The following is a 26,436-nucleotide window of genomic DNA, read 5'->3' on the forward strand; positions in this document are numbered from 1 at the left end:
AGAACGAACGAGAGGAGGGGTGAACGATGAGCGCACCGACTGACTGGGCCACCAAGGACTTCTACAAGGTCCTGGGCGTCAAGAAGGACGCCTCGGCGGACGAGATCAAGAAGGCCTACCGCAAGCTGGCCCGCGACAACCACCCCGACTCCAACCCCGGCAACGCCCAGGCCGAGGAGCGGTTCAAGGCGATCTCCGAGGCCTACGGGGTCATCGGCAACGCCGAGAAGCGCAAGCAGTACGACGAGCAGCGCTCCCTGTTCGGGCAGTTCAAGGGCGGCTTCCCGCCCGGCGGCGCGGGCGGTCCCGGCGGTGCCACGTACGGCGGTGGAGTCGACTTCGACCTCAGTGATCTGCTGGGTGGGATCTTCGGCGGTGGCGGCGGGACGCGCGGCGGCGGTGGCCGTCGTCGGCAGGCCCAGCCGCGCCGGGGCGACGACCTCGAGACCGAGGCCACGATCAGCTTCCGTCAGGCCGTCGAGGGCGCGACCGTGCCCCTGCGCCTGACCAGTGACGAGCCGTGCACCATCTGTCACGGCACCGGCGCCAAGCCGGGCACCGTGCCCAAGGTGTGCAGCAACTGCCAGGGCAGCGGCATGCAGACCAGCGCGTCCGGCGGCGTGTTCGCGATGACCGAGCCGTGCTCGGTGTGCCGCGGCCGCGGACTCATCGTCGAGCACCCGTGCGACCTGTGCGGCGGCTCCGGCCGTGCGCCGTCGAGCCGCACGATCAACGTCAAGATCCCCGCCGGCGTCAAGGACGGCCAGCGGATCAAGATCCGCGGCAAGGGTGCCAAGGGCGATGCGGGTGCGCCTGCGGGCGACCTGTATCTGATCGTGCACGTCGAGGGCGACGAGCGGTTCGGCCGCAAGGGTGACGACCTGACCGTCACGGTGCCGCTGCCGTTCGACGACGCGGTGCTCGGCGGTGAGGTGAGCGCTCCGACCATCGACGGGCCCACCGTCACGCTCAAGGTCCCGGCAGGCACGCCGAACGGGCGCACCTTCCGGGCGCGCGGCAAGGGCGGCACCCGTCGCGACGGCTCGCGCGGTGACCTGCTGGTCACCGTCGAGGTCCAGGTGCCGTCGAAGCCCTCGGACGAGATGCGGGCGGCCGTCGAGGCGTATCGGACAGCGAGGACAGGAGCGACGTCATGAGTGACTTCGTCCCCCCGGGCCCCGAGGCCAAGGTGTTCGTCATCAGCGTCGCCGCCGAGCTCTCGGGCCTGCACCCGCAGACCCTGCGGACCTACGACCGGATCGGCCTGGTCGAGGCGGGCCGCACCTCCGGCGGCGGCCGGCGGTACTCGCTGCGCGACATCGAGCTGCTGCGGATGGTCGCCCAGCTGACCGCCGAAGGTCTCGGCCTCGAGGGCGTCAAGCGCGTGATCGCGCTCGAGAACCAGGTGACGGCGCTGCAGGCCAAGGTCGCCGAGCTCCAGGCCGAGCTGGCCCAGACCCGCACGCCGCGCAACCTGCCGGCGCTCTACGGCGAGACCCAGCTGGCCCGCTGGCGCCGGCGCTGACCGCCGCCCCGGTTCGCGCCACTGGCTGCGGCGCCCTCGGTCGGTGGCCTCATCTTCGGCGCCAGCGGTCGACCGACCCCGACTGACCGTCCTCGATCCGGCGGTCGTCGTCGCGGATCTCGATTACGCTCGCGACCATGACTCGGGGCATGACGTGGCGCACGATCCTCCTTCCGGTCCTCCCGTGGATCCTGGCGATCGCGGTGGCGGTCACCCAGTTTGTGGTGATCCCGGACATGGCGGCCGACGTCGGCGGTGACCTGACCTTCACCGCCTACGTGGTGATGTTCGGTGCCGTCATCCCCGTCGCGTGGGCACTGCTCGAGACGTTATGGACCCGCACGGCGGGGTCACCGATCCACCTGGCGTTCGCGCGGACGCTCGGCCTGTCGCTGGTGATGGGCACCGTCCTGGGGCTGACCGGATCGCTCGCGCGGCTGCGGCCGGGCGTCGAGGACATCGTCGTCTCGTCGCGGCGGGACGACGGGTGGCACTACTGGTTCGACGCCTCCCGGGGCGGCGGCAGCATGCTGGCCGACCTGCCGCTCTACCTCGTGGTGAACATCGGCGCGTCGATGCTGGTCGCGCTGCTGCTGGTGATCTTCGTGGTCCTGCCGTGGTTCGCCTTCGTGCGACCGCGGGCGTTCCTCGAGGCGAACATGCTGGAGCTGCACCCGTCGGTGGTCGAGTCCAACATCGTGGCGGCGCGCGTGATGTCGGTGCTGCTGATGTTGGTCTTCGCCGTGCCCACGGCGGTGGTGCTGCTCTCCAACGCCGAGCACACCGCGCTGGCCTGGACGGTGGGCGTCGCCATGACGCTCGTGGGGCTCTGGCTGGTGCGGGTGGTGATGCGCCGACAGGTCGTCGACGAGGAGAAGTGGCGCACCCTGCCGGAGTGGGCGCAGGGTCGGCACACCCGCGGGTCGGCGTTCCGTCCCGACGATCCGCAGTACTGAGCGCCGCCGACTCCGGTCAGCCGTCGCCGGCGGGCGGCGGCGCGTCGCGTCGCCGGCTGAGCTTCCTGCGGCGGTCGATCTCGCCTGCCGTGAGGCCGATCGCCACCGCGATGCCCAAGACGATCTTGAGCCAGCCGAGGTCCCAGTCCGGCCACCACGCGAAGAGCGGCGGCACCCAGCCGAAGTCGTGGGGGACCCAGTCGAACAGGTTCCAGTCGGGCAGGTCGCCCAGCTCACGGCCGAGGGGCTCGGCCTCGAAGGGGTCAAGCGCGTCATCGCGCTCGAGAACCAGGTGGCGGCCCTGCAGGCCAAGGTGGCCGAGCTGCAGGCCGAGCTGGCGGAGAGCCGAATCTCCTCGCAGAACCTCCCGGCGCTCTACGGCGAGCGTCAGGTCACCGTCTGGCAGCGCCGGCGCTGAATCCCGCGGCGACAGTGCCGACCGCCGGAACGGCCAGGGCGAGGGCGGGGACCCAGGTCCCCGGCACGAGCGAACCCCAGAGCTCGGAGATGAAGAGACCTGCGATCAGGAGGACTGTCGCCATCCCGACGGCGAAGCCTCCCGCGACCGCCAGTCGACCGGCGTCGGCGGCGGCCTGCGCCGCCCTGATCCGACGGACCAGTCCCACCGCGACGACGAGTGCCACGAGGCCCGCGCCTGCGGCGAGCGTGCCGAGGAGCGCCGCGACCCCGTCCCAGCGTTCGGCGTAGTCATGCGCGTCCTTCCAGATGAGCGCGGCGCCGAACACCATGAGCCCGAGAGCGCCGACCCCCAACAGCACGAGCACGGTCAGCAGGGCCCGGGACCATGCGGTCAACGACGGTGACATGACGGCGAGCCTCCCACGCGCGGTGCCCGACGGGAAGGACTCGCCTAGGGTCGCCCCATGAGCCGCGGCTCCGGACCCGAGTTCCTGCGGGACGACGTCGCCTTCCGCACGGTCAACGAGCGGCGCGAGCCCGCGCCGTGGCGCCGGCTGTTCCTGCCCGTCGTTCCGTGGGTGCTCGTGCTGGTCATGATCGCGCTGGAGTACGCGCTCGTCGACGAGGTGGCGGCCGACGGCGAAGGGGACACCGCCTGGGGCCTGGTGCTGATGTTCGCCGCCTGCGTGCCCGTGTCGTTCGCCATCCTGGAGACGATCTGGCGGAGGTTCGAGAGCCCGGGGATCATCGTCGCGTTCGCGCGCACCATCGTGCTGCCGCTGCTCATGGGGCTGGTGCTCGGCGTGACGGCGAGCCTGGTCCGACTGCGGCCCGGCGTGGAGGACACGATCGCGGCCAACCGGCGGCCCGACGGCTGGCACTACTGGTACGACTTCTCCCGCGGCGGCGGCGACATCGCCTCCGAGCTGCCGCTGACGGTGCTGGCGAACATGTTCATGCCGATGCTGGTCGCCCTCGGGCTGGTCGTGCTCGTGGTCCTGCCGTGGTTCGCCTTCTTCCGCCCGGGGCAGTTCATCCGGGCCAACATGATGGACACGAGTGCCGAGGCGGCGGCAGGAAACGCCGCCGGTGCGCGTGCCCTGGCGGTCCTGGTCATCCTGATCTTCGCCGTGCCGACGGCCACCGTCTGGCTGAGCAACGAGGGCGAGACCGGGTGGGCCTGGGTGGTCGGGATCGCGATGACCGTGGTCGGGCTCGGTCTGACCACCTACGTCCTGGCGAAGCAGACCCCCGACCACGCCGCGCGGGCCACCCTGCCGACAGCGTTCCAGGGCGTGCAGACCCTCCAGCACGAGAGGGATCAGGAGTCGGACGCGGGCGGACGCTGAGAAGGCCACGTCCGTCGGCCACCTGGTGGTCCCGAGTCTCACGTGGCAGTTAACGACGCGCGCTCTGTCGGTGCGGGGCCCTACGGTCGAGACATGGAAACGATTCGGGGGATCGTCCCGCCTCACCTGCTCCGTCGCATCGCCTCGCTCGAGGACGAGCGCTTCTCGGTCGCGGTCGCGGCCGCCCGCAGTGCCCTCGCCGAGCGGACCGAGCACCACCACCACCCGAACGTGGCCCGGCCGGCGCCGGCCGGACCCGGCCTGCACCGACGAGTCCACGATGCCCAGAACGCCACCAGCCTCCCCGGGCGGCTCGTGCGCTCCGAGGGTGATCCGGCCACGGGCGATGTCGCGGTGGACGAGGCCTACGACGGGTTCGGCGCCACCGATGCGCTGTTCCGCGGGGTGTACGGACGGCGATCGATCGACGACGCCGACCTGCCGCTGGTGGGCACGGTCCACTACGGACGGGCCTACGACAACGCGTTCTGGGACGGCTCCCGGATGGTGTTCGGCGACGGTGACGGCGAGATCTTCGGCCGCTTCACCGCGTCGCTCTCGGTGATCGGTCACGAGCTCACCCACGGCCTGATCGAGTTCACCGCCGCCCTGGACTACCGCGACCAGTCCGGCGCCCTCAACGAGTCGATCGCCGACGTCTTCGGCGCCCTCGTCGAGCAGCACGCCGCCGGCCAGACCGCCGACCAGGCGTCGTGGCTCATCGGCGCAGGGCTGTTCACCGACCAGGTCGATGGCGCGGCCCTGCGCTCGATGTCGGCTCCGGGCACGGCCTACGACGACGACGTGCTCGGCCGGGACCCCCAGCCCGGTCACATGGACGACTACATCGAGACCACCGAGGACAGCGGTGGCGTGCACCTCAACTCCGGCATCCCCAACAAGGCCTTCCACCTGGTCGCCACGACGCTGGGCGGTCGGGCGTGGGAGGTCGCCGGCCGGATCTGGCTCGAGACGCTCCTGGGCGGCGCCCTGTCCCGGCAGGCCACGTTCGATCAGTTCGCCCGGGCCACGATCGCGGTCGCCGGGCAGTACGACGCGGCTGACGTGGTCAGGGACGCGTGGCAGGCTGTGGGGGTATGGACCACATCGACCAGCCCCTCCTCGTCGTCCGGGTGATCCGCACGGGCGGCTTCGCCGGATTGCGCCGGCAGTGGGAGGTCGAGGCCACGTCCGAGGACGAGGCGCAGGCCTGGTGGCCCCTGGTCGAGGCCTGTCCCTGGGACGACGCTCCCGATGACGGCCGTCCCGACGGGTTCGTCTACGAGCTGCACGCCAACGAGCGCGCGGCCGTCCTGCCCGAGCAGCAGGTCGACGGTCCGTGGCGCGACCTCGTCGAGGCCGTCGTCCACCGCGCCACCTGAGCCCTGCCGCTCCGCTGTCGCGTGGCTAGGGTGGGAGCAGGCAACGGCGCCCACTCATGTCCGCCTGCCGAGGGGAGCCCCATGACCGCCTCCGAGTTCGATGCCATCGCCCACTCCAAGGACCGCGCACTGCGTGCCGACGTCCGCCGGGTCGGGGACCTGCTCGGCGAGACGCTGCGGCGCCTCGAGGGTCAGGAGTTCCTCGACCTCGTCGAGCAGGTGCGCGCCCAGGGCCGACTCCTCGAGGAGTCCGACGACCCGGCCCAGCGCCGTCAGGCCGGCACCCTGATCCGCGAGATCATGGCAGGGCTCGACCTGCCCACCGTGGGCAAGCTCGTCCGGGCGTTCGGCGTCTACTTCAACCTCGCGAACGTGGCCGAGCAGGTCGCCCGGGTGCGCGCCATCGAGGCCCGCCCCGACGACCAAGGATGGCTCGCCAGCACGATCAGCGAGATCGTCGCCGAACAGGGTCCCGAAGGACTGGCCGCCGGCATCGACCGACTCGACGTCCGCGCGATCTTCACCGCCCACCCCACCGAGGTCAGCCGCCGCACGGTCCTGACCAAGCTGCGGAAGATCGCCGACCTGCTGGCGTCGTCGGCCGAGCCGGGCACCCGCCGGCGCGCCGCCCAGGACAAGGACCTGGCCCAGCTGATCGACCTCATCTGGCAGACGGACGCCGTCCGGCGCACCAGACCCACCCCGGTCGACGAGGCGCGGCACCTGGTGTTCTTCCTCCAGCAGATCCTCGAGGAGGCGCTGCCCGACGTGTCGGCCGACCTGGCCGACCTGCTCGCCGAGCACGGCATCCGACTCGACCCGACCCGTCGTCCACTCTCGTTCGGCACGTGGATCGGCGGCGACCGCGACGGCAACCCCAACGTCACGCCCGAGGTCACGCTGAACATCCTGCAGCTGCAGAACCGGATCGCCACGCGGATCATCGACACGAACCTCGACGTGCTGATCCGCGAGCTGTCGTCGTCGGCCGAGTTGGTCGACATCAGCGTGGAACTGGCGGAGTCACTGGCGGCCGACATCGATGCGCTGCCCGATCTCGATCCCCGGCTGCTCTCGGTGAACGCCCACGAGCCGTACCGGCTCAAGCTGTCGTGCATGAAGCTCAAGGTCGCCCATTCGGCCGAGCGCGTCGCCTCGGGTGGGCCGCACGTCCCGGGGCGCGACTACGCCGACCGCGCCGAGCTGTTGGCCGACCTCGCGATCGTCGAGGCGTCGCTGCGCGCGCACGGCGGCGAGCTGGTCGCCGACCGCATGCTGGCCCGGGCCATCCGCACGATCGCCGCCGTGGGCCTGCACCTGGCGACGATGGACATCCGCGAGCACGCCGACGCGCACCACCGCGCGCTGGGCCTGCTCTTCGACCGGTTGGGCGAGTCCGACCGGCCGTACTCCGAGCTGAGCCGCGAGGAGCGCTTCGCGCTGTTGTCCGACGAGCTGGTCCGGCCGAGGCCCCTCGCCCTTGACCCGCCGCCCCTGGACGAGTGGGGCGCGCGCACCTACGGCGTCTTCACCGCGGTGCGCGAGCTGAAGCAGACCTTCGGCGACGACGTCATCGAGTCCTACATCGTCTCGATGACCCTCGACGGCGACGACCTGTTGGCGCCCATCGTGCTCGCCCGCCAGGCCGGTCTGGTCGACCTGGTCGGCGGCGAGGGCATCGAGCCCTACGCACGTCTGGACTTCGTCCCGCTGCTGGAGACGATCGAGGAGATCCGCCGCGCGGGCACCGTGCTGGACCAACTGCTCTCCGACCCGAACTACCGCCGACTGGTGGCGCTGCGCGGCGACGTGCAGGAGGTCATGCTCGGGTACTCCGACTCGAACAAGGCCGGCGGCATCACGACCTCCCAGTGGGAGCTGCACCGGGCCCAGCGGGCCTTGCGCGACGTCGCGCAGCGGCACGGGGTGCGGCTGCGGCTGTTCCACGGTCGCGGCGGCACGGTCGGCCGCGGTGGCGGCCCCACCTACGACGCGATCCTGGCCCAGCCCTACGGCGTCCTGACCGGCGACATCAAGTTCACCGAGCAGGGCGAGGTCATCAGCGACAAGTACTCGCTGCCGCGACTGGGCCACGAGAACCTCGAGCTGTCGCTCGCCGCCGTGCTCGAGGCCTCGACGCTGCACCTCGAGGCGCGGACTCCTCCCGAGACGATGCAGCAGTGGGACGAGACGATGACCCGCATCAGCGACGCCGCATACGCGGCCTACCGCAAGCTCATCGACGCCCCGGGCCTGTTCGACTACTTCCTGGCCTCGACGCCCGTCGACCAGCTGGGCGGACTGAACATCGGGTCCCGTCCGGCCCGCCGTCCCGACGCCGGCGGCGGCATCGAGTCCCTGCGCGCGATCCCCTGGGTGTTCGGCTGGACGCAGAGCCGCCAGATCGTGCCCGGGTGGTTCGGCGTCGGCAGTGGCCTGCGGGCGGCCCGCCTGGCCGGCGAGGAGAAGGTGCTGACCGCGATGCTCGAGCAGTGGCACTTCTTCCGGACCTTCATCTCCAACGTCGAGATGACGCTGGCCAAGACCGACCTCGATGACGCCGCCCACTACGTCGAGACGCTGGTGCCGGTCGACCTGCGGCCGATCTTCGACCTGATCCGTGCCGAGCACGCCGTCACGGTCGAGGAGGTCCTGCGCGTCACCGGCGAGAAGCACCTGCTCGACGACCAGCCCGCCCTGAAGCGCACCCTCGACATCCGCGACGTCTACCTGCAGCCGATCTCGTTCGCCCAGGTCGACCTGCTGGCCAGGTACCGCGAGGACCCGGACGCCGTCGACGAGGACATGCGCGCCGCCCTGCTGCAGACGGTCAACGCGATCGCGAACGGCATGCGGAACACGGGTTGAGACGACTCGCGCCGCCAGCGCGCGATTGCCCCTAGGGTGGTGGCCATTCGGTCGGCACGAGGGGAGCGACGGTGGCGATATCCTTGCGATTCGTGGGATATTTGGGGGCGCTGATGCTGGCGTTCCCCCTGTTATCAGCGTGCGGGGAGGGCGACGCCGTCGACCCTGAGGCGACCGCCTCGGCCCCGCCCTCGCTCGACGCCGACGGGTACACCACCGAGCAGCGTGAGGCGCTCGACCTGGTCGACGCGTTCCTGGTCGCGGCGTACGACCGCGGCACCCAGCCGATCGCCGAGACCTCCCGGGACCTGGTCACGGACGAGTTCGGCGCCGACCTGATCAAGACCAACAAGGCGCAGGTGGAGGACGCCGGCCTGAAGTGGCTGGGCCCCTACACCTTCGAGCCCTCGGAGGTCGAGATCGAGGGCGACGAGGCCGCGGTCAGCGGCTGCCTCGACCTCACGGCGATGTTCCTGGTGCCGCGGAGTGCGAAGGCGGCCGGTCCGGGCTCCACGAACGTCGGGGAGGTGCTGCCCGCCACCTATCGGCTCGAGAAGTCCGGCGGCCGGTGGTTGTTGAGCGGATATGACGATGCGGAGACGCCATGCTGATCCACGTGCGACGTGCCATCGTCGCGATCGCGGTGGGGGCGCTCGCGTTCGCCGGCGCGCTGGTCGCGATGTCGTCGAGCGCCACGGCCGCGGCGCCGACGTGCGTCCCACCGGCCGTCGTGAAATGGGTGGGAGTCAGTCAGTACGTGTGCGTCATCCCGGCCGACGAGCCCTCGCCGGGCGCGACGACTCCCGGTGGTGAGGACTCATCAGGCCCGGGTGCGCCCTCGTGTGACCTGGCGGCGGCGCCCGCCCCGTCGGGCCTGGTGGCCGAGCACCTCCTCGAGGGGCCGTACTGCCTCGGGACGCGCTTCTGCGTCACCACCGATCTGATCGTGCCGCTCGCGTTGCCCGACGGCGAGCCGCCGAACGAGGACTCCGAGGAGCGGTACCGGTGGTGCTCGACCGGCGGTGCGTACCAGCTGGAGTCGAGCTGGTGGACCGGCGAGAACGAGCCGCCCTCGCTGCTCGAACGTGCGCTGAGTGCCATCGGCCAGATCGACCTGGCCACTCCGACGCTGAGGACGAGTCCCACCGGCCGCACGCTGGTCACCCTCGACACCTGGTTCTGGGCCTCGGGCGCCTCGACGTCGGCGACCGGGTCGGCGTTCGACCTCGTCGCCACCGCCACCTTCGCGTCGATGAGCGTCGATCCGGGCGACGGATCGGGAGCGTTCTCGTGCCCCCTGACCACCACCCGCGCGGCGGCCGAGAGCGACTGCCGGCACGCGTACCGGCGGGCATCGCTCGGCGGCAGCACCTCGGTCGAGGGGCGGCCGGCCTACAGCGCCTCGGTCCGGCTCGTGTACGACCTGTCGTTCACCGTCGGCGGCACGCCCGTCGTCGTGCCCGGCGCGCCCACGACGCTCGAGGCGCCGGTGGCATCGGCGCCGATCCGGGTCGACGAGGTGCAGTCGATCGTGACCGAGGTCGACTGACCGGCCGGGGCGCGCGCCCCGGCCGACGGTCAGTTGACGAGGCGGTCGCGGCCCTCCCAGTACTCGGCGCGCAGCTTGAACTTCTGCAGCTTGCCGGTGGCGGTGCGGGCCAGCTCCTCGCGGAACTCGACGCGCTTGGGCACCTTGTACCCGGCGAGGAGCTCGCGGGTGTGGCTGCGCAACTCGTCCTCGGTGACGTCGCCGTCGACGACCACCAGGGCCATCACCAGCTCACCCCACTTGTCGTCGGGCACGCCGATGACGGCGACCTCGCGTACGGCCGGGTGGGACGCCAGGGCGTCCTCGACCTCGATGGACGAGACGTTCTCGCCGCCCGAGACGATGACGTCCTTCTTGCGGTCGGCGATCGTGACGTACCCGTCCTCGTAGGTGCCGCCGTCGCCGGTGTGGAACCACCCGTCGGCCAGGGCCTCCTGCGTGGCCTCGGGGTTCTCCCAGTACGACTCCAGCACGGTGTTGCTGCGCGCCAGGATCTCGCCGTGGTCGTCCACCATGATCCGGGTGCCGATGGTGGGGGCGCCGGCGCGCGACAGCAGGCGTGCCTGCTCCTGCGGCTCGTAGTCCTCCCACTCCTCGCGCATCCGGCTCATCGTCAGCAGCGGCGAGGTCTCGGTGAGGCCGTAGATCTGGATGAACTCCCAGCCCAGCTCCTCGCGGACGCGCTGGATGGTGCGGGTCGGCGGCGGGGCGCCCGCGACGATGCAGCGCACGCGGTCACGGCCGGTGTCGCCGGTCCAGTCCGGGAGGGCGTCGAGCACCGCGGTCAGGACGGCCGGCGCGCAGGCCAGGACGGTGACGCCGTGCTCCTCGATGCGGCGCAGGATCTCGGCGCCGTCGATCTGGCGCTGCACGACCTGCTTGACGCCGACGCCGGTGGCCGCGTAGAGCAGGCCCCACCCGTCGCAGTGGAACATCGGCAGCGTGTGCAGGTAGACGTCGCGGTCGGTCAACGTGGCGTGCCAGCCGAAGGTGGTGGCGTTGACCCACCGCGCGCGGTGGGTCTGCTGGACGCCCTTGGGACGCGCGGTCGTGCCCGAGGTGTAGTTGATCGTGGCGGTGGCGTTCTCGTCCGGTTCCCACTCGGCCGGCTCGGCCCGGGATGCCCAGATCTTGTCGTCGTCGCGACCCAGCACGAACACGTGCTTCGCGGTCGAGCAGGACGCGGCGAGGTGCTCCAGCTCGGGGTCGAGCATGACGACCTCGGCACCGCAGTGCTCGACGATGTAGGCGACCTCGGCCGGCGCCAACCGGAAGTTGACCGGCACGAAGATCCGGCCCCAGTTGGCGACGCCGTAGAACGAGGCCAGCAGCCGGGCCGCGTTGTGCGAGATCATCGCGACGCGCGCGCCCTGGGGGACGCCGAGCTCGTCGAGGGTCGCGGCCTGGCTGCGCGCCCGCGCGTACAACTGGGCGTAGGTGACCTCACCCCACGAGTCCGCGACCTGGTTCGGCTCGTCGACCACGGCGACGCGGTCGGGGTAGACGGTGCGGGCGCGGTCGAGGAAGTCGCGCAGGGTCAGCGGGACGATCATGGTGCCTCCGGCGTGCGATGTCGGTGAGCGCGTGGGTCACGTCACGGTGCCATTGTGGCGACTCCGCGGGTCCGTGTGCACCTCGGGCCCGGGCGCATCGGTGAGCGGTGGACGCCACCGGCCGAACGGCATACTGGCGGCGTGCACATCCTCGATGGTGGCCTCTCGAACGCGCTCGAGGAGCGTGGCCACGACCTGTCCGGCGGCGAGTGGACGGCTCGCGTGCTGCGCTCCGAGCCCGACGCGATCGTCGCCGTGCACCGCGACTACTTCGCCGCGGGTGCGGACGTCGCGACGACCGCCAGCTACCAGAGCCGCGACCCCGGACTGATCCGGCTGAGCGTCGACCTGGCCCGCGAGGCGACCGACGGGGTCCCCGGCCGTCTGGTCGCCGGCTCGGTGGGACCGTTCGGGGCCCTGCTCGCGGACGGTTCGGAGTACCGGGGCCGGTACGGGGTGCCGGTGTCGGCGCTCGAGTACTTCCACCGGCCGCGCATCGAGGCGCTGCTCGCGGCCGCGCCCGATCTGCTGGCGGTCGAGACCATTCCCGACACCGACGAGGCCGAGGTCCTCGTGCGACTGCTGGCCGAGTACGACCACCCCGCATGGCTGTCCTACTCGATCGACGGCGACCGGACGTGTGCCGGCCAGCGTCTGGAGGAGGCCTTCGCGCTGGCGGCGCAGGTCGACTCCGTCGTCGCGATCGGGGTGAACTGCTGTGCGCCGGTCGACGTGCTGCCCGCCCTGCAGCTGGCCGCCGCCACGGGCAAGGCGGGCGTCGCCTACCCGAACGCGGGCGAGGTGTGGGACGCCGAGACCCAGCAGTGGCTCGGCACGGCCACGTACGACGTCTCGCTGGTGCCGCGATGGATCCAGGTCGGCGCCGCGTGGATCGGTGGCTGCTGCCGGGTGGGGCCCGCCGCGATCGGCCGCATCGCCGAGCAGGTCCGGTCCGTCCGGGAGACAGGTGGCGCCGGCCCGGCGGAGGCTGCTCGGTAGCCTCGGCCCGTGAGCTGGGAAGAGATGTTCCGCGGCGACTTCGCCGCCGACGACGTCCGCGCCTACGGCGAGCTGATCGAGAACCTGCACGGCGTGCAGAACGCGCTGGCTGCCCTGAGCATGGACCGCGAGGCGATCGACGGCCTCGCGGCCGACCTCGCCGTGTGGCGTGACCGCCTCGAGAAGAGCACCACCGACGAGCAGCACCAGGTCAACGGCCGGGTCGCCGAGCTGCCGGTGCGAGGACACGCGATGCTGCCCGAGCTGCTGGTCACCTCGCGCACGACCGAGCGCGTCGAGGGCACGGTCCGCTTCGGCCGCTGGTTCATGGGCGGCGGCATGGCGGTGCACGGCGGCGCGGTCAGCCTGCTGTTCGACGAGGTGCTGGGCATCCTGGCGTCCCTGGCGGCCGGCGGCATCACGCGCACGGCGTACCTGCACACCGACTACCGGGCGCTGACCCCGATCGACACCGAGCTGCAGGCCGCCGCCTGGATCGACCGCGTCGAGGGCCGCAAGTGGTTCGTCCGCGGCGAGATCCGCCACGGCGACACCGTGTGCGCCGAGGGCGAGGGCCTGTTCCTGCGGCTGCTTCCCGAGCAGGGGCTCGGGAAGCGCACCACGGACTAGGGACTCAGGGGTAGGGGTAGAAGCCCTGACCGGACTTCTTGCCCATCAGGCCGGCGTCGACCATGCGGTCGAGCAGCGGCGGAGGGGAGTAGAGCGGCTCCTTGAACTCCTCGTACATCGACTCGCCGATGGCCTTGATCGTGTCGAGGCCGATGAGGTCGGCCAGCGCGAGCGGTCCCATGGGGTGGCCGCAGCCGAGCACCATGCCGTTGTCGATGTCCTTCGCCGAGGCGTAGCCCGCCTCGTACATCCGGATGGCCGACAGCAGGTACGGCACCAGCAGCGAGTTCACGATGAAGCCGGCGCGGTCGGTGGCGTCGATCGGCTGCTTGCCGAGCGTCTCGGACACGTAGGACCGCATCCGGTCGAGCGTCTTGTCCGACGTCGTCAGCGAGGGGATCAGCTCGACCAGCTTCATGACGGGCGCCGGGTTGAAGAAGTGGACGCCCATGACGCGGTCCGCGCGGCCCGAGGCGGCGCCGAGCTTCACGATCGGGATCGACGAGGTGTTGGAGGCCAAGATGGCGTCCGGGTCCTGCAGGATGCGGCCGATCCGGGTGAAGAGGTCGAGCTTGATCGACTCCTTCTCGCTGGCCGCCTCGACGACCAGCTGGCGGTCGGCCAGGTCGTTCAGGTCGGTCGACACGACGATGGCGTCGAGCGCCGCGTCGCGGTCCTGCTCGGACAGCTTGCCGCGATCGACGGCCCGCTGCAGCGAGGCGCGGACGCGGTCACGCGCCGCCTCTGCGGCGTCCTCGGACACCTCGATCAGGACGACCGAGATGCCGGCGCGGGCATTGACCTCCGCGATTCCGGAGCCCATGAGGCCACCGCCGACGACTCCGATGCGTTCGATGGTCACGCGACCTCCCAGAAGATGATGAATCCCTCACTTTCGATGTTATCGGCCGCCGGGTGAGCCTCCGCGGTCGGCATCGGCGGGCGTGATGGGATGGCCCCATGCGTGCGTGGATCTCGGTGCTGCTCGTCCTGGCCGTCGCGGGGTGTGGCGGAAGTGACGATGCGCCGACCCCGGAAGCGGGCTCGACGGCGGCCAGCTCCACCGGTGTCGCCTCGCAGGCGGCCGGCACGATCGATCCGCTGGCGATCACCTCGTTCACCTGCCGCAAGGTCGCCGGCGGGGCCTGGAAGGTCAAGGGAACGGTGCAGAACTCGGGCCAGAAGGTGCGCGACTACCGGCTGACGGTCTTCATCGGCCAGCAGACCGGGCCCGCTCGGACGGTCGACCTGGACAAGGTCAAGGCCGGCTCCAGCGTGCCGTTCGCGCTCGATCCGATCGTGGCCGCGCCCGACGGCCCGTGCCGCATGCAGGCTGCCGTCGTGCACTGAGCGACTGTTCCCCGGCTCTTAATCGAACTGTCATCGCCGGTCGGCGTTCTTGGGGGTTTCTCAGGGTTACGGTGTGCGCACCGGTTCTCCTGCGAAGCAAAGGACAGATGATCGTGAAGTCCCGTCGTTCCCTCTCGGCCGTCGCGATCGGTGCGCTGCTGAGCGCCCCGATCTTGGCAGCACCCTCGGCCCACGCGGCCGATCCCGTCGACATCACCCTCGTCGACATCAACGACTTCCACGGTCGTATCGACGCGAACACCACCAAGTTCGCCACGACCCTCGAGCAGATCCGCCGGAGCGCCGGTGAGGCCAACACGCTGTTCCTGTCCGTCGGTGACAACATCGGCGCCTCGCCGTTCGCCTCGGCGACGCAGCAGGACGAGCCGACGATCGACGTGCTGAACGCGCTCGACCTCGACGTCTCGGCCGTCGGCAACCACGAGTTCGACCGTGGCTTCGCCGACCTGACCGGCCGCGTCAAGGACCGTGCGGACTTCTCCTACCTCGGCGCGAACGTGCGGCTGAAGGCCGACGGCTCCGCCGCGCTGCCCGCGTCCGACACCTTCACGGTGGGCGGCCTCAAGCTCGCGGTCATCGGTGCCGTCACGCAGGAGACGCCGACGCTCGTGACGCCGACCGGGATCAGCACCCTGACGTTCACCGACCCGGTCGACGCCGTCAACGACGAGGTGGACCGCCTCGAGGCGCTGCCCGAGGCCGACCGGCCCGATGTCATCGTCGCGGCGTACCACGAGGGCGCCGGTGCGGGCACGCCCGACGGATCGTCGCTCGCGCAGGAGCTGGCCCATGGCGGCGCCTTCGCCGACATCGTCAACAACACCGATGCCTCGGTCGACGCGATCTTCACCGGCCACACCCACAAGGCCTACGCCTGGGACGCCCCGATCCCCGGCGGGTCCGGGACCCGTCCGGTGATCCAGACCGGCAGCTACGGCGAGAACGTCGGCAAGGTCACCCTGTCCGTCGATCCCGACACGGGCGCCGTCGCCTCGAGCACCGTCGCGAACGTGCCCCGTGTGGGCACCGCCGACGAGTCGCTGCCCCGCGTCGCCGCCGTGAAGAAGGTCGTGGACGACGCGCTCGAGCACGCCACCGCCATCGGCAACGAGAAGGTCGGCGACATCACCGCCGACATCACGCGCGCGTTCAGTGGCGGCAGCTTCGTGGACGGCACGTACACGGGCGGCACGACCGACGACCGCGCCAGTGAGTCGACCCTCGGCAACCTCGTGCCCGACGCCATGCTGGCCCAGTCCAAGGGCACCAACGCCCCCGCCGACCTGGCCATCAACAACCCCGGCGGCCTGCGCAACTCCGAGCTCTTCTACGCGGGCAACACGTCCACCGGCGGACCGAACAACACCGACGGCGTCGTCACCTTCGCCGAGGCGAACTCGATCCTGCCGTTCACGAACAACCTCTACACCGTCACGCTCACGGGCGCGTCGCTGAAGAAGGTGTTCGAGCAGCAGTGGCAGCGCAACGCCGACGGCAGCGTCCCCAGCCGCCCGTACCTGCAGCTGGGCGTCTCGGACAACGTCCGCTACACCTACGACGCCACCCGGCCCGAGGGCCAGCGCGTCACGAGCGCCTGGATCGACGACCAGCCGATCGACCCGGCGAAGTCCTACCGGGTCATCGCCCCGTCCTTCCTGGCCACCGGCGGCGACAACTTCCGCGCCCTCACCGAGGGCACGTGGGTCGACACCGGCGTCGTGGACTACGAGGGCTGGATCGAGTACCTGGGCGCCAAGTCCCCGATCACGCCGGACTTCGGTCGCCGCGCGGTCGCGGTCACGGGTCTGCAGGACGAGTACACGGCCGGCGACACCGTCCGGTTCTCGCTGCCGAAGCTCGACCTGACGTCACTGGGCAGCCCCGCCAACACGTCGGTCAGTGCGACGCTCGAGTACGGCGACGGCACGACGAAGAACCTCGGCACCCAGGCCGTCGCCAACGGCGCCAGCGGGACATTCGAGTTCACGTTGCCGCGCGGCGCCCACGCGAGCCCGGTCATCCGGGCGACCGCGTCGCCGAGCGGAACGGTCGCGACCATCCCGCTCTCGGTCGACGCGCTGGCCGAGGCCACCACGACGACCCGGGCCACGGCGCCCGCGAGCGTCTCCAAGGGTGATCGGTTCGACGTCGACGTGACGGTGGAGTCCTCGGACGCACTCGCGCCCGAGGGTCGGGTCGTCGTCAAGGACGGCGCCACGACGGTGGGCTCGGCGACGCTGGCGAACGGCGCGGCCACGGTCGAGGTCGACGCGTCCGCGCTGCGGGTCGGCCCTCGCCGGCTCACGGTCGAGTACGCCGGCGAGCCTCGCCTCGGCGCTTCGTCCACGACCGTGTCGGTCACCGTGTTCAAGGCCGAGACCCCGTTCTCGGCCCAGGGGTCGACGACCCCGTACGGCACGGCCCCGCGGATCACGCTGACGGCGGCCCCGGGCACGACCGGCATCGTCTACGTGGCCAACCAGCTGGGCATGACGGTCGGCACGGCGTTCCTGTCCGACGGCAAGGGCACGTTCCGCTTCGGCGGCACGGCGCTCAAGCCGGGCACGTACCGCTACGGCCTGTTCTTCAACGGCAGCAGCTCGTACGAGCCGGCTGACGCCACGGCGACCGTCACGGTCAGCAAGGCCGACGTCAGGCTCCGCGCCGCCGTGGCCAAGAAGATCACGGCCGGCAAGCGCGCGACCCTGAAGGCTCGCGTCACCGCGCCGGGCTTCAAGCCCGGTGGCACGGTCATCGTCAAGCGCGGCTCGAAGGTCGTGGGCAAGGCCACCGTCAAGAACGGCGTCGCGCGGGTCAAGCTGGCCAAGCTCAGCCGCGGCCGCACGACGCTGACCGTCCACTACAAGGGCGGTGCCGTGGCCAAGAACACCAAGACCTCCGTGAAGACCACGGTCGTCAAGAAGAAGTGAGAGAACCCGGGGCGGTCTGCACGCAGACCGCCCCGGGTCCACTCCGGCAGCATCCATCTCGAGGGGAACACCGATGTCTCGTCCTGTCCTGCGTGGTCTGACCGCGCTCGCTCTCGCCGCCGGCACCGCCGCGGCGGTGCCGACCACCGCGCACGCCGCGCCCGACGGGTCCGGGCTCGTCATCAACGAGGTCTACCTCAACGGCGGCTCCACCGGCGCCACGTACAAGAACAAGTTCGTGGAGCTGTACAACCCCACGGACTCCGACATCAGCGTCAACGGCTGGTCGGTGCAGTACCGGGCGTACAACCAGACCGCCAACTTCTCGGCCACGATCCCGCTGGGCGACCACCACGTCGAGCCGGGCGGAACCCTGCTGGTGAGCGGCAACGCGAACGCCGCGAACGGCCTCGACCTGCCGACGCCGGACGTGACCAGCAGCGTCGCCTTCTCGGGCAACGCCAACGGCGGGACCATCGCCCTGGTGAAGTCCGAGACGCCGCTCACGGGCGACCTGGCCACCGTCCGCGCGAACGCGGCGCTGGCCGATCTGATCGGCTACGGCGCCTCGAACACCTTCGAGGGTGCGGTCAAGGCCAGCGGATACACCCTGACGCAGTCCGTCACCCGAGCGTCCGGCGCCGACACCGACACCAACGCGACCGACTTCTCCGCCGGAGCACCCTCGCCGGTTCCGTGCGGCACCGCCTGTGACGGGCCCGGTGACGCCGGTCCCCAGGAGCCCGAGCCCACGCCGACCGTCACGATCGCCGACATCCAGGGCACCGGCACGACCAGTCCGCGGGTGGGCCAGACCGTCACCACGACGGGTGTCGTCACGGCGCTCTACGCCTCCGGCGGCTTCAACGGCGCGTACGTGCAGACGCCCGGCACGGGCGGCTCGGCCGGACCGGCGTCCCACGGCCTGTTCGTCTACGGCTCGTCGTTCGCCGGGGCCGTCCAGCTCGGTGACACGGTCGACGTCACCGGCGCCGTGTCGGAGTTCAACGGACTGACCCAGCTGACCGCCGCCTCGTGGCAGGACGCCGCCGTCGAGGGCACCGTCACGCCCACGCCGGCGCAGTTCCCGCTGGCCGAGGAGCAGCGCGAGGCGCTCGAGGGCATGCTCGTCGACGCGACGGACGGCACCTTCACGCTGACCAACAACTTCGGAACGAACACCTACGGCGAGCTCGGTCTGGCCGCGGGGGACACGGTCCTGCCGCAGCCGACCAACGAGGTCCGCCCGCGCACGGGTGCCTACGACGCGCTCGTGGCGCGCAACGCCGCGCGGCTCATCACCCTCGACGACGGCAAGAGCATCAACTTCACGTCGGGCGCCAACCGTGCCGTGCCCGTCCCGTGGCTGACCGCGGGCAACGAGGTCCGCACCGGCGCCTCCGTCACGATCGACGACGTGCTGGTCATGGACTACCGCAACAACACGTGGAAGCTGCAGCCCACCGAGCCGTTCGCGGCCGGCGACGAGTCCGCCTCGATCGATCCGACCAGCACGCGCGACGCGAAGCCGAAGGACGTCGGGGGCGCGGTCACGCTGGCCTCGTTCAACGTCCTGAACTACTTCACGACCACGGGCGAGGACTGGGTGTCCTCGGGCCGCGGCACGTGCACCTGGTACTCGGATCGCGACGGCGAACGCATCACCGTGAACAGCTGCACGAACAACGGCCCGCGCGGTGCCGCGAACGACGCGAGCCTGGCGCGGCAGCAGGCCAAGATCGTCCAGGCGATCACGACGCTCGACGCCGACGTGGTCTCGTTGGAGGAGATCGAGGACACCGGCTCGCTCGGCGGCGCCGACCGCGACGAGGCCCTGAAGACGCTCGTCGCGGCGCTCAACGCCGAGGCCGGCACCGACCGGTGGGCCCCGGTGTTGTCGCCGGCGACGATCCCCACGACGGGGCGCGACGTCATCCGCACCGCGTTCATCTACCAGCGCGACGTCGTCGAGCCGGTCGGCCCGTCGACGATCCTCGACTCTCCCGCGTTCGAGAGCGCTCGCGCCCCGCTGGCCCAGGAGTTCCGCCCGGTCGACGGTGATGCGGGCCAGGACTTCCTGGCGATCGTCAACCACTTCAAGTCCAAGGGCTCGGGCGAGGGCGCGGACGCCGACCAGGGCGACGGCCAGGGCGCGTCCAACCGCGCGCGGGTGCGCCAGGCCGAGGCGCTCGTCGACTTCGTCGCCTCGCTGGAGGAGCGGAGCGACACCGACCGGGTGTTCCTGCTGGGCGACTTCAACTCGTACGCCAAGGAGGATCCGCTGGCGATCATCGAGGACGCCGGGTTCGTCAACGTCGAGCAGCGCCTGACCGACGAGGAGACCTACCAGTTCGACGGGATGCACGGCTCGCTCGACCACGTCTTCGCGTCGACCGCGGCCTTCAGCGGCGTCACCGGCGCCGACGTGTGGACGATCAACGCGCCGGAGTCCATCGCTCGCGAGTACAGCCGGTTCAACAACAACGTGACGAACCTGTTCGACGCGTCGTCGCCGTTCCGGGCCAGCGATCACGACCCGGTGATCGTCGGCTTCGATCCCGGCACGGCCGCCGAGGTCGCCACGACGACGACCGCGAGCGTCCCCTCCTCGGTGTGGGCGGACGAGGCGTTCGACGTCGCCGTCACGGTCGGCTCGGCCACGGGTTCGCCTCGCGGCACGGTCACCGTGTCGTCGGGCGGCAAGGTCCTCGGCTCGGCCGCCGTCGCCGACGGCAGGGCGACGGTCAGGATCCCGGCGGACTCGCTGCGCGCGGGTCGGCGGGTGCTCGACGTGGCCTTCGCGGGCGAGAGTCGTTACGCCGACTCCGCCGGCACGGTCGCCGTCGAGGTGCGTGCCGAGTCCACGCTGACGGCGCAGGCGGCTCGTGGCGCGTACGGGAAGCCGACCACCATCACGGTGACGGGCGCTCCGGGCGCGAGCGGTTCGACGTACGCCACCGTGGGCGGGCGCATCGTCGCCTCGGCACTGATGATCGACGGCCGGGCGATCCTGCGCGTGCCCGGCACCGCCCTGCGGCCCGGCACCACGCCGGTCACGGTCTTCTACGGCGGCAACGCCAGCGTCGACCCGAGCCACACGACCGTTCGGGTCACCGTCGCGAAGGCGACGGCGTCCCTCTCGGCCCGGGTCCTGAACGGCAAGGTGACGACGAAGACGCGGGCCAAGGTGCGGGTCGTCGTCCGGACCTCCGGCTTCACCGAGACCTCGGGCAAGGTGCGGATCTACCGCGGCACGAAGCTGCTCGGGTCCGGCTCGGTGAAGAACGGCAAGGCCACGGTCACCCTGCCGAGGCTGACGTCGAAGGGGACCATCCGGCTGAAGGCGAAGTTCAGCGGCACGTCGCTGACCTCGCCGGCCACCCGCGCCTTCACGGTGCGCGTGCGCTGATCGAACGTTCGAAGGCCGGCCCTCGGATCGCGGGGGCCGGCCTTCGAACGTCCTCAGACCACCTCGCCGGTCATCAGCAGGTACTCCCACTGCATCGCGAACCCGTCGGGTCCGGCCGTCCCCTCGCGGTCGCCGAGGGCCGCCAGGTCGCGGTCGAGGTCGGCGGTCCGCTCCGGATCGCCGGCGTGCGCCGCATAGGCGGCGATCGTGGGGCCGTAGTGGGCGGCGAAGTAGTCACGGAAGCCGGCGCCGTCGTCGAAGTGGTCGACCGGCAGCACGCGGCGCTCCACCCGCCACCGGTCGACCCGGTCGCCGAACAACCCGCGGACGTGGTCCTCCGTCCCCCACAGCGGGGGAGGCGAGACGCCCGGAGGCGGCGCGGGCACGTACGGCCTCATGGTCGCGAAGAGCCGGCCGATGGTCCCCTCGGGCGTCCACGACACGACCCCGATCCGCCCGCCCGGCCGACAGGTGCGGACCAGCTCGTCCGCCGCCTGCTGATGATGGGGCGCGAACATGACCCCGATGGCGGACAGGACCACGTCGAAGGCGGCGTCGCCGTAGGGCAGCGCCTCGGCGTCGGCGACGTCCCAGGTCAGGTCCTCGTCGGGATGCTCGGCTCGACCGGCCTCGAGGAGCTCGGGGGTGAGGTCCGACGCCGTGACGGTCGCGCCGCGACCGGCGGCGCGGACCGCGGCGCTGCCCGTGCCGGCGGCGACGTCGAGGACGCGCTCGCCCGCCCCGACGTCGAGTGCGTCGACGAGTACGCCGCCCAGCGGCGACACGATCTCGCGGGCGACGCGCGGGTAGTCGCCCAGCGCCCACATGCGCCGGTGTCGGGCCTTCAGGTCGTCGAGGGGCGCCGAGTCGGCGCCCGTGGTGTCGGTGGTGCTCATGGTCTTCTTCCTCCGTGTCGGGGTCCTGCCTCCCAGACTCGGTCGCGGACCGGTGGCCCGACCAGTTCTGTTTCTGTACCACCCGGCCGGACGATGGCGCCGGTCGGCGAGGAGGGCGCACGATGGTCGGAACGAAGGAGAGTCCCATGGCGACGTCCTACGGCCAGTTCTGTCCCCTCGCGAAGGCGATGGAGATCCTCGACGAGCGATGGACGATCCTGATCGTCCGCGAGCTGCTGCTCGGCAGCACCCGGTTCAACGAGCTGCGACGCGGCGTCCCGCGGATGTCTCCGGCGCTGCTGTCCAAGCGGCTGCAGGCACTGGAGCGGCACGGGCTCGTCGACCACGAGGACGGCGCCTACCGGCTGACGGAGTGCGGGCGGGACCTGCACGCCGCGGTGATGAGCCTGGGCGTCTGGGGACTGCGGTGGATCGAGGACTTCGGCGACGAGGATCTCGACCCGCACCTGCTGATGTGGGACGTCCGGCGCACGATCGGGGCGGCGTGGCCGGCCGGGCGCACCTGCGTGGCCGTCGAGTTCACCGATCTGCGGCGGGCCGGACGCTGGTGGCTCGTGGTGACCGACGGGACCGTCGACGTCTGCGACTACGACCCCGGCTTCGACGTGACCGCGACGGTGCGCACCACGCTGCGGACCCTGACGCGGGTCTGGCGCGGCGACGTCTCGTGGGAGCAGGCGATCCGGGCGGAGCGGGTCGCGATCGACGCTCCGCGCGACGTGCGCGCCGAGGTCCCCGGCTGGTTCGGCCGGTCGGTGCTGGCGGCCGCGCGGGACGAGGTCAGTGCGTCGTGACGACGTCGGTGAGCCGGGCCGTGCCGACGTCCAGGGCGGACCACGGCCCGTCGACCTCCAGTACGGCGATGGCCGCGGTGGGGAAGCCGGTGCGCACGCGGTCGACCACGGCCGGGTCGGAGGCGTCGTTCGCCAGCCGGGCGGCGAGCCCCGGAGTGCCGGGGGCGTGGCCGATCAGCAGCACCGTCGAGGCGGCGTCGTCGACGGATCGGACGGCGTCCAGCAGGCTGCCCGTCCAGCCCTCGTAGATCTCGTCGAGGAACCGGGTCGGCGCCTGCAGTCCCGTGGCGTCGAGCGTCTCGCGGGTGCGCACCGCACTGGAGCACAGCACCGCGTCGACGGTGCCGACGTGCTCACGGATCCAGTCGCCCGCGCGCGCCGCCTCGTGCCGACCGACGTCGGCCAGCGGACGCTCGAAGTCCTCGAGCCCGTCGCCGAACGAGGCCTTGGCGTGGCGCATCAGCAGCAGTCGGCTCATGTCGCGAGTCTAGGAGCGCGATGCTCCCGGGGTCAGCCGCGCGCGATGGAGACCATCTCGTCGCGGGGGACGACCTTCTTGCGCTCGCGCGGGTGGGCGTCGTTCGCGCCGAGGCTCTCCTCGTGGGCGTCGAGCCTCTCCCAGCCCTCCCACGTCGTGTACTCGACGCCGCGGCTGTCGAGGTGACGATCGAACGCCTCGCGCTCGGAGACCTCCGGGGCGGGCAGCTTCGGCAGGTCCTCGACCAGCATCTTGATGGTCTGGGCCGCATCCGACTTCGTGTGGCCGATGAGGCCGACCGGGCCGCGCTTGATCCAGCCGGTTGCGTAGACGCCCTCGATCGGGGTGCCGTCGATGTCGAGCACGTGGCCGCCGTCGTTGGGCAGGACGCCGGTGTTGGCGTCGAACGGCAGGCCGGGCAGGTTGTCGGAGTAGTAGCCGATCGCCCGGTAGACGGCCTGGACGGGCCAGTCCTTGAACTGGCCGGTGCCGCGGACGTTGCCGGTGCCGTCGAGCTCGGTGATCTCGGTGCGCAGGCCCACGACCTTGCCGTCCTCGCCGAGGATCTCGACCGGGTTCTGGCAGAAGTGGATGTGGATGCGGTGCGGGGCGCCCGAGGGCTCCTTGGCGAGGTAGTCGCCCAGGACCTTGACGACGAGCTTCTGGCTCTTGGCGGCGGCGAGCGCCTCCATCGAGCCGTGGTCGAACTCGTAGCCCTCGGGGTGCACGACGACGTCGATCGTGGGGGAGTGGCTGAGCTCGCGCAGCTCCATCGGGGTGAACTTGACCTGGGCCGGGCCGCGGCGCGCGAACACGTGCACGTCGGTCGTGACGTTCTTCTTCAGACCCTCGTACACGTTGTCGGGGATCTCGGTGACGAGCAGTTCGTCGGCGGTCTTGGCCAGGATGCGGGCCACGTCCAGGCCCACGTTGCCGACGCCGAGGACGGCGACCTCCTTGGCGTGGGGCTGGAAGTCCCACTCGCGGGGGGCGTCCGGGTGGCCGTCGTACCAGTAGACGAAGTCGGCCGCGCCGTACGAGCCGTCGAGGTCGACGCCCGGGATCTGCAGGTCGCGGTCACGGCGCGCGCCCGTGGCGAACACGACGGCGTCGTAGAACCCCTTGAGGTCCTCGAGCTTGATGTCGGTGCCGAAGTTGACGTTGCCGAAGAAGCGGATGTCGTCGTTGGCCATCACGCGCTTGAGCGCCTTGATGATCTCCTTGATCCGCGGGTGGTCCGGCGCCACGCCGTAGCGGATCAGACCGAAGGGGGTCGGGTCCCGATCGAGGATGTCGACAGTGACGTCGAGACCCTCGGTCTTCGTGAGGATGTCGGCGGCGTACACGCCCGCGGGCCCGGCGCCGACGACGGCGACGCGTACCTTCCTGTCCACAGTCATGAGGCAAGCCTAAGACTCTCGGCCCAACGGTTCGGCACCCGACCGCCATCTGGACGGGTGCACCGTCGGCCGGGACCGCGGCGGTGGCGGGGGAGTGCTGGGCGGGTGCAGGGTGGAGGCAGGTCCCACGAGACGGAGTCCCTCATGAGCCTCGACGTCCAGATCACCTTCGACGCCCAGGACGCACCGGCGCTGGCCGACTTCTGGGCGGCAGCCCTGGGCTACGTCGTGCCGGGCCCTCCCGGGGTCACGCTCGAGCCCGGCGCCGACCCGTGGCCGGCCTGGGACGCCTTCCTCGAGCGTGTCGGTGTCCCGGTGGAGCAACGGCGGTCCAAGGCCGCGATCGAGGACCCGCAGGGCCGGGGTCCGCGCGTGTTCTTCCAGCAGGTGCCCGAGGACAAGGTGGCCAAGAACCGGGTCCACCTCGACGTGCGGGCGGCGCCGCCCGAGCTCGAGGGCGACGCGCGGATGGAGGCGCTCGAATCGGCCGCCGAGGAACTCGTCGCGCGGGGCGCGACGCGGGTGCGGCGGTTCGACCCCGATCCGCCGCTCGAGGTCGGCTTCGTGGTGATGCGCGATCCCGAGGGCAACGAGTTCTGCCTGACGTGAGGGCGGCGAGTTAAATGAATTGAGGCACCTAGCCGACGCGGTCATCGGTGCGTGCATCACCAGTTGCGGTCGTCCGGCTCCCCCACAGGAGCATGTCTCTCAAGCTCGCCGTTCTCGTGCCGCCACCACCAACGACCAGCGCCGTCTCGGAACTGGATCGCGTACTTCAGCTTGCCTTCGGGTTTGTGGACGAAGCCGAATGTGTGGGACGTCAGAGAGCCGTGAGTGGGAGATGGTGCGAGGCTACCGCCGCGGCGAACGCCTTGCACAAGTCTTTCGCCCCTGCGCTTCGGCTCCAATTCCAAAGCTAGGAGATGATAAACGGGCGCACGTCCGAGGTTGGTCGCGGTCAGGACGACGTCGGCCGACGCCATCCTGACCTCCAGGTTGACGGCTTCTGCGTCCCGCCTCTCGGCCGATTCGTATGTCTTCTTCGCATAGATTCCCGCCGCGGTCGCGGCCACCGCGGCGACGACCGTGCCCCAAGCCTGCCAGTCGCCACTGTCGTTGAAGAGAACGTCGAAAGGCATGGGCGCACGCTACTTCCGCAGCGGCCACGGAACCTGCCACGGAACCTGTCATTCCTGAGAAACCGTCAGCTCCGGCCACGCGCTGAAGTCCATTCTCGTCCTGCCGTGATCGGGTCGCCGTCACGAGCCCAGCCGTTCAAATCCTGAGCCTGAGAAGTCCCTGTGCGTCCGGCCGCCAGTCGGGGCTCAGCCTCGAAATCGGCGCCCGGGTCAACTACGTTGGGCGCAGACGGTTGAACCAGAAACCATCACCCCCGAACGAGGAGCCGCATGACCCTGACGAAGCGCCGCGCCTACGCCGCACTCGCCGCATCCACCGCCCTGCTGACGCTCGCCGCCTGCGGCGATGACGACGGCGGCGAGCAGGACGCGGCTTCGAGCGCGACCCCGCCGGCGACGTCCGCGACCCCGTCGGAGCCCGCCGGCTCCGCTCCCGCCGGCTCCGCTCCCGCCGGCGGCGCCTTCAGGCCCGGCGAGTACGAGGCGACCGGCACCTACACGTCGCCCGACGGGCAGACGCAGTCGATCGAGGTCGAGGTGGACCTGACCGCCGACGGCACCATCACCGACCTCGACGCCGACGGGCAGGCCGAGAGCGGCAACTCCGAGCAGTACCAGAAGAAGTTCGAGAGCGGGATCGACGCGCAGGTCGAGGGTCGCAAGATCACCGAGCTCGACGTCGACAAGGTCTCGGGCTCCTCGCTGACCAGCGGTGGCTTCAACGACGCCATCGAGCAGATCATCAGCCAGGCCAAGGCCTGAGCCGA

Annotated in this window: 26 protein-coding genes; 18 read left to right on the forward strand and 8 right to left on the reverse strand. The window is 71.1% G+C overall.

The window, feature by feature from the left end; genetic code table 11:
* The first annotated feature begins 26 nt into the window (after positions 1 to 26).
* From dnaJ to GL325_RS06715, 3 genes are all read left to right on the forward strand, one after another.
* Positions 27 to 1,157: a molecular chaperone DnaJ gene (gene dnaJ, locus GL325_RS06705; RefSeq protein WP_154596416.1), complete on the forward strand. Its 1,131-nt coding sequence runs from the start codon at positions 27 to 29 to the stop codon at positions 1,155 to 1,157.
* Entirely contained in the window at positions 1,154 to 1,525 is a 372-nt protein-coding gene (locus tag GL325_RS06710) for a heat shock protein transcriptional repressor HspR (RefSeq protein WP_154596417.1), read from the forward strand. The genes dnaJ and GL325_RS06710 overlap by 4 nt, the downstream gene beginning before the upstream one ends.
* A 137-nt stretch (positions 1,526 to 1,662) precedes the next feature.
* Positions 1,663 to 2,481, forward strand: coding sequence for a hypothetical protein (locus tag GL325_RS06715; protein WP_154596418.1), 819 nt, complete (start codon positions 1,663 to 1,665; stop codon positions 2,479 to 2,481).
* A gap of 16 nt (positions 2,482 to 2,497) precedes the next feature.
* On the opposite strand, the gene GL325_RS06720 is transcribed toward GL325_RS06715, so the two are convergent.
* Positions 2,498 to 2,656: a hypothetical protein gene (locus GL325_RS06720; protein ID WP_154596419.1), complete on the reverse strand. Its 159-nt coding sequence runs from the start codon at positions 2,654 to 2,656 to the stop codon at positions 2,498 to 2,500.
* A gap of 12 nt (positions 2,657 to 2,668) precedes the next feature.
* Between GL325_RS06720 and GL325_RS06725 the strand changes: the two genes are divergently transcribed.
* A complete protein-coding gene (locus GL325_RS06725) occupies positions 2,669 to 2,899 on the forward strand; it encodes a hypothetical protein (RefSeq protein WP_187769051.1) in 231 nt (76 codons plus the stop codon).
* On the opposite strand, the gene GL325_RS06730 is transcribed toward GL325_RS06725, so the two are convergent.
* Positions 2,874 to 3,308 (reverse strand): hypothetical protein, encoded by a 435-nt coding sequence (locus tag GL325_RS06730; RefSeq protein ID WP_187769052.1) that lies wholly within the window; start codon positions 3,306 to 3,308, stop codon positions 2,874 to 2,876. The genes GL325_RS06725 and GL325_RS06730 overlap by 26 nt on opposite strands.
* 57 nt (positions 3,309 to 3,365) lie before the next feature.
* Between GL325_RS06730 and GL325_RS06735 the strand changes: the two genes are divergently transcribed.
* The 6 genes from GL325_RS06735 to GL325_RS06760 all read left to right on the forward strand — a co-directional run bounded on the left by GL325_RS06735 (position 3,366) and on the right by GL325_RS06760 (position 10,049).
* Positions 3,366 to 4,250, forward strand: coding sequence for a hypothetical protein (locus GL325_RS06735; RefSeq protein ID WP_154596422.1), 885 nt, complete (start codon positions 3,366 to 3,368; stop codon positions 4,248 to 4,250).
* 93 nt (positions 4,251 to 4,343) lie between these two features.
* Positions 4,344 to 5,387 carry a M4 family metallopeptidase gene (locus GL325_RS06740; protein WP_154596423.1) on the forward strand — a complete coding sequence of 348 codons (1,044 nt, stop codon included), beginning with the start codon at positions 4,344 to 4,346 and terminating at the stop codon, positions 5,385 to 5,387.
* Positions 5,348 to 5,632, forward strand: a complete 285-nt coding sequence (locus GL325_RS06745) for a protealysin inhibitor emfourin (RefSeq protein ID WP_154596424.1) — start codon at positions 5,348 to 5,350, stop codon at positions 5,630 to 5,632. Before GL325_RS06740 ends, GL325_RS06745 begins: the two co-directional genes overlap by 40 nt.
* Positions 5,633 to 5,713: 81 nt before the next feature.
* Positions 5,714 to 8,500, forward strand: a complete 2,787-nt coding sequence (gene ppc / locus GL325_RS06750; RefSeq protein WP_187769053.1) for a phosphoenolpyruvate carboxylase — start codon at positions 5,714 to 5,716, stop codon at positions 8,498 to 8,500.
* Between the two features lie 92 nt (positions 8,501 to 8,592).
* Positions 8,593 to 9,111 carry a hypothetical protein gene (locus tag GL325_RS06755; RefSeq protein WP_187769054.1) on the forward strand — a complete coding sequence of 173 codons (519 nt, stop codon included), beginning with the start codon at positions 8,593 to 8,595 and terminating at the stop codon, positions 9,109 to 9,111.
* Complete coding sequence (locus tag GL325_RS06760) at positions 9,105 to 10,049, forward strand: hypothetical protein (RefSeq protein WP_187769055.1); 945 nt, start codon at positions 9,105 to 9,107, stop codon at positions 10,047 to 10,049. The genes GL325_RS06755 and GL325_RS06760 overlap by 7 nt, the downstream gene beginning before the upstream one ends.
* A gap of 29 nt (positions 10,050 to 10,078) precedes the next feature.
* Here the strand turns inward: GL325_RS06760 and GL325_RS06765 are convergent, their stop codons facing one another.
* Positions 10,079 to 11,602, reverse strand: coding sequence for an AMP-binding protein (locus tag GL325_RS06765; RefSeq protein ID WP_154596428.1), 1,524 nt, complete (start codon positions 11,600 to 11,602; stop codon positions 10,079 to 10,081).
* Positions 11,603 to 11,743: 141 nt separating this feature from the next.
* Here GL325_RS06765 and mmuM point away from each other — a divergent pair, with 141 nt between their 5' ends.
* Both mmuM and GL325_RS15945 read left to right on the forward strand, forming a co-directional pair.
* Positions 11,744 to 12,601 (forward strand): homocysteine S-methyltransferase, encoded by an 858-nt coding sequence (gene mmuM / locus GL325_RS06770; RefSeq protein WP_255955737.1) that lies wholly within the window; start codon positions 11,744 to 11,746, stop codon positions 12,599 to 12,601.
* A gap of 9 nt (positions 12,602 to 12,610) precedes the next feature.
* Positions 12,611 to 13,231, forward strand: coding sequence for a PaaI family thioesterase (locus GL325_RS15945; protein WP_187769056.1), 621 nt, complete (start codon positions 12,611 to 12,613; stop codon positions 13,229 to 13,231).
* Positions 13,232 to 13,235: 4 nt separating this feature from the next.
* Here GL325_RS15945 and GL325_RS06780 read toward each other — a convergent pair whose 3' ends face one another.
* Positions 13,236 to 14,087 carry a 3-hydroxybutyryl-CoA dehydrogenase gene (locus GL325_RS06780; protein ID WP_187411991.1) on the reverse strand — a complete coding sequence of 284 codons (852 nt, stop codon included), beginning with the start codon at positions 14,085 to 14,087 and terminating at the stop codon, positions 13,236 to 13,238.
* 104 nt (positions 14,088 to 14,191) lie between these two features.
* Here GL325_RS06780 and GL325_RS06785 point away from each other — a divergent pair, with 104 nt between their 5' ends.
* From GL325_RS06785 to GL325_RS06795, 3 genes are all read left to right on the forward strand, one after another.
* Positions 14,192 to 14,581 (forward strand): hypothetical protein, encoded by a 390-nt coding sequence (locus GL325_RS06785; RefSeq protein WP_187769057.1) that lies wholly within the window; start codon positions 14,192 to 14,194, stop codon positions 14,579 to 14,581.
* Between the two features lie 113 nt (positions 14,582 to 14,694).
* Entirely contained in the window at positions 14,695 to 17,532 is a 2,838-nt protein-coding gene (locus GL325_RS06790) for a bifunctional UDP-sugar hydrolase/5'-nucleotidase (protein WP_187769058.1), read from the forward strand.
* A 73-nt stretch (positions 17,533 to 17,605) separates the two neighbouring features.
* Positions 17,606 to 20,941, forward strand: coding sequence for an ExeM/NucH family extracellular endonuclease (locus tag GL325_RS06795; protein ID WP_187769059.1), 3,336 nt, complete (start codon positions 17,606 to 17,608; stop codon positions 20,939 to 20,941).
* Between the two features lie 53 nt (positions 20,942 to 20,994).
* Here the strand turns inward: GL325_RS06795 and GL325_RS06800 are convergent, their stop codons facing one another.
* Positions 20,995 to 21,837, reverse strand: coding sequence for a class I SAM-dependent methyltransferase (locus tag GL325_RS06800; RefSeq protein WP_187769060.1), 843 nt, complete (start codon positions 21,835 to 21,837; stop codon positions 20,995 to 20,997).
* A 146-nt stretch (positions 21,838 to 21,983) separates the two neighbouring features.
* On the opposite strand from GL325_RS06800, the gene GL325_RS06805 reads away from it, so the two are divergent.
* Complete coding sequence (locus tag GL325_RS06805; RefSeq protein WP_154596434.1) at positions 21,984 to 22,652, forward strand: helix-turn-helix domain-containing protein; 669 nt, start codon at positions 21,984 to 21,986, stop codon at positions 22,650 to 22,652.
* Here the strand turns inward: GL325_RS06805 and GL325_RS06810 are convergent.
* Positions 22,639 to 23,130: a histidine phosphatase family protein gene (locus GL325_RS06810; RefSeq protein WP_187769061.1), complete on the reverse strand. Its 492-nt coding sequence runs from the start codon at positions 23,128 to 23,130 to the stop codon at positions 22,639 to 22,641. The two genes, GL325_RS06805 and GL325_RS06810, sit on opposite strands and share 14 nt — an antisense overlap.
* Before the next feature lie 32 nt (positions 23,131 to 23,162).
* Complete coding sequence (locus tag GL325_RS06815) at positions 23,163 to 24,530, reverse strand: FAD-dependent oxidoreductase (RefSeq protein WP_187769062.1); 1,368 nt, start codon at positions 24,528 to 24,530, stop codon at positions 23,163 to 23,165.
* Positions 24,531 to 24,674: 144 nt separating this feature from the next.
* On the opposite strand from GL325_RS06815, the gene GL325_RS06820 reads away from it, so the two are divergent.
* Positions 24,675 to 25,139: a VOC family protein gene (locus GL325_RS06820; RefSeq protein WP_187769063.1), complete on the forward strand. Its 465-nt coding sequence runs from the start codon at positions 24,675 to 24,677 to the stop codon at positions 25,137 to 25,139.
* A gap of 56 nt (positions 25,140 to 25,195) precedes the next feature.
* Here the strand turns inward: GL325_RS06820 and GL325_RS06825 are convergent, their stop codons facing one another.
* Positions 25,196 to 25,669 (reverse strand): hypothetical protein, encoded by a 474-nt coding sequence (locus GL325_RS06825; protein ID WP_187769064.1) that lies wholly within the window; start codon positions 25,667 to 25,669, stop codon positions 25,196 to 25,198.
* Positions 25,670 to 25,939: 270 nt separating this feature from the next.
* On the opposite strand from GL325_RS06825, the gene GL325_RS06830 reads away from it, so the two are divergent.
* A complete protein-coding gene (locus GL325_RS06830) occupies positions 25,940 to 26,431 on the forward strand; it encodes an FMN-binding protein (protein WP_187769065.1) in 492 nt (163 codons plus the stop codon).
* Positions 26,432 to 26,436 lie beyond the last annotated feature (5 nt).

Origin of the sequence: Aeromicrobium sp. 636 (assembly GCF_024433585.1) — a bacterium.
Lineage (GTDB): Bacteria > Actinomycetota > Actinomycetes > Propionibacteriales > Nocardioidaceae > Aeromicrobium > Aeromicrobium senzhongii.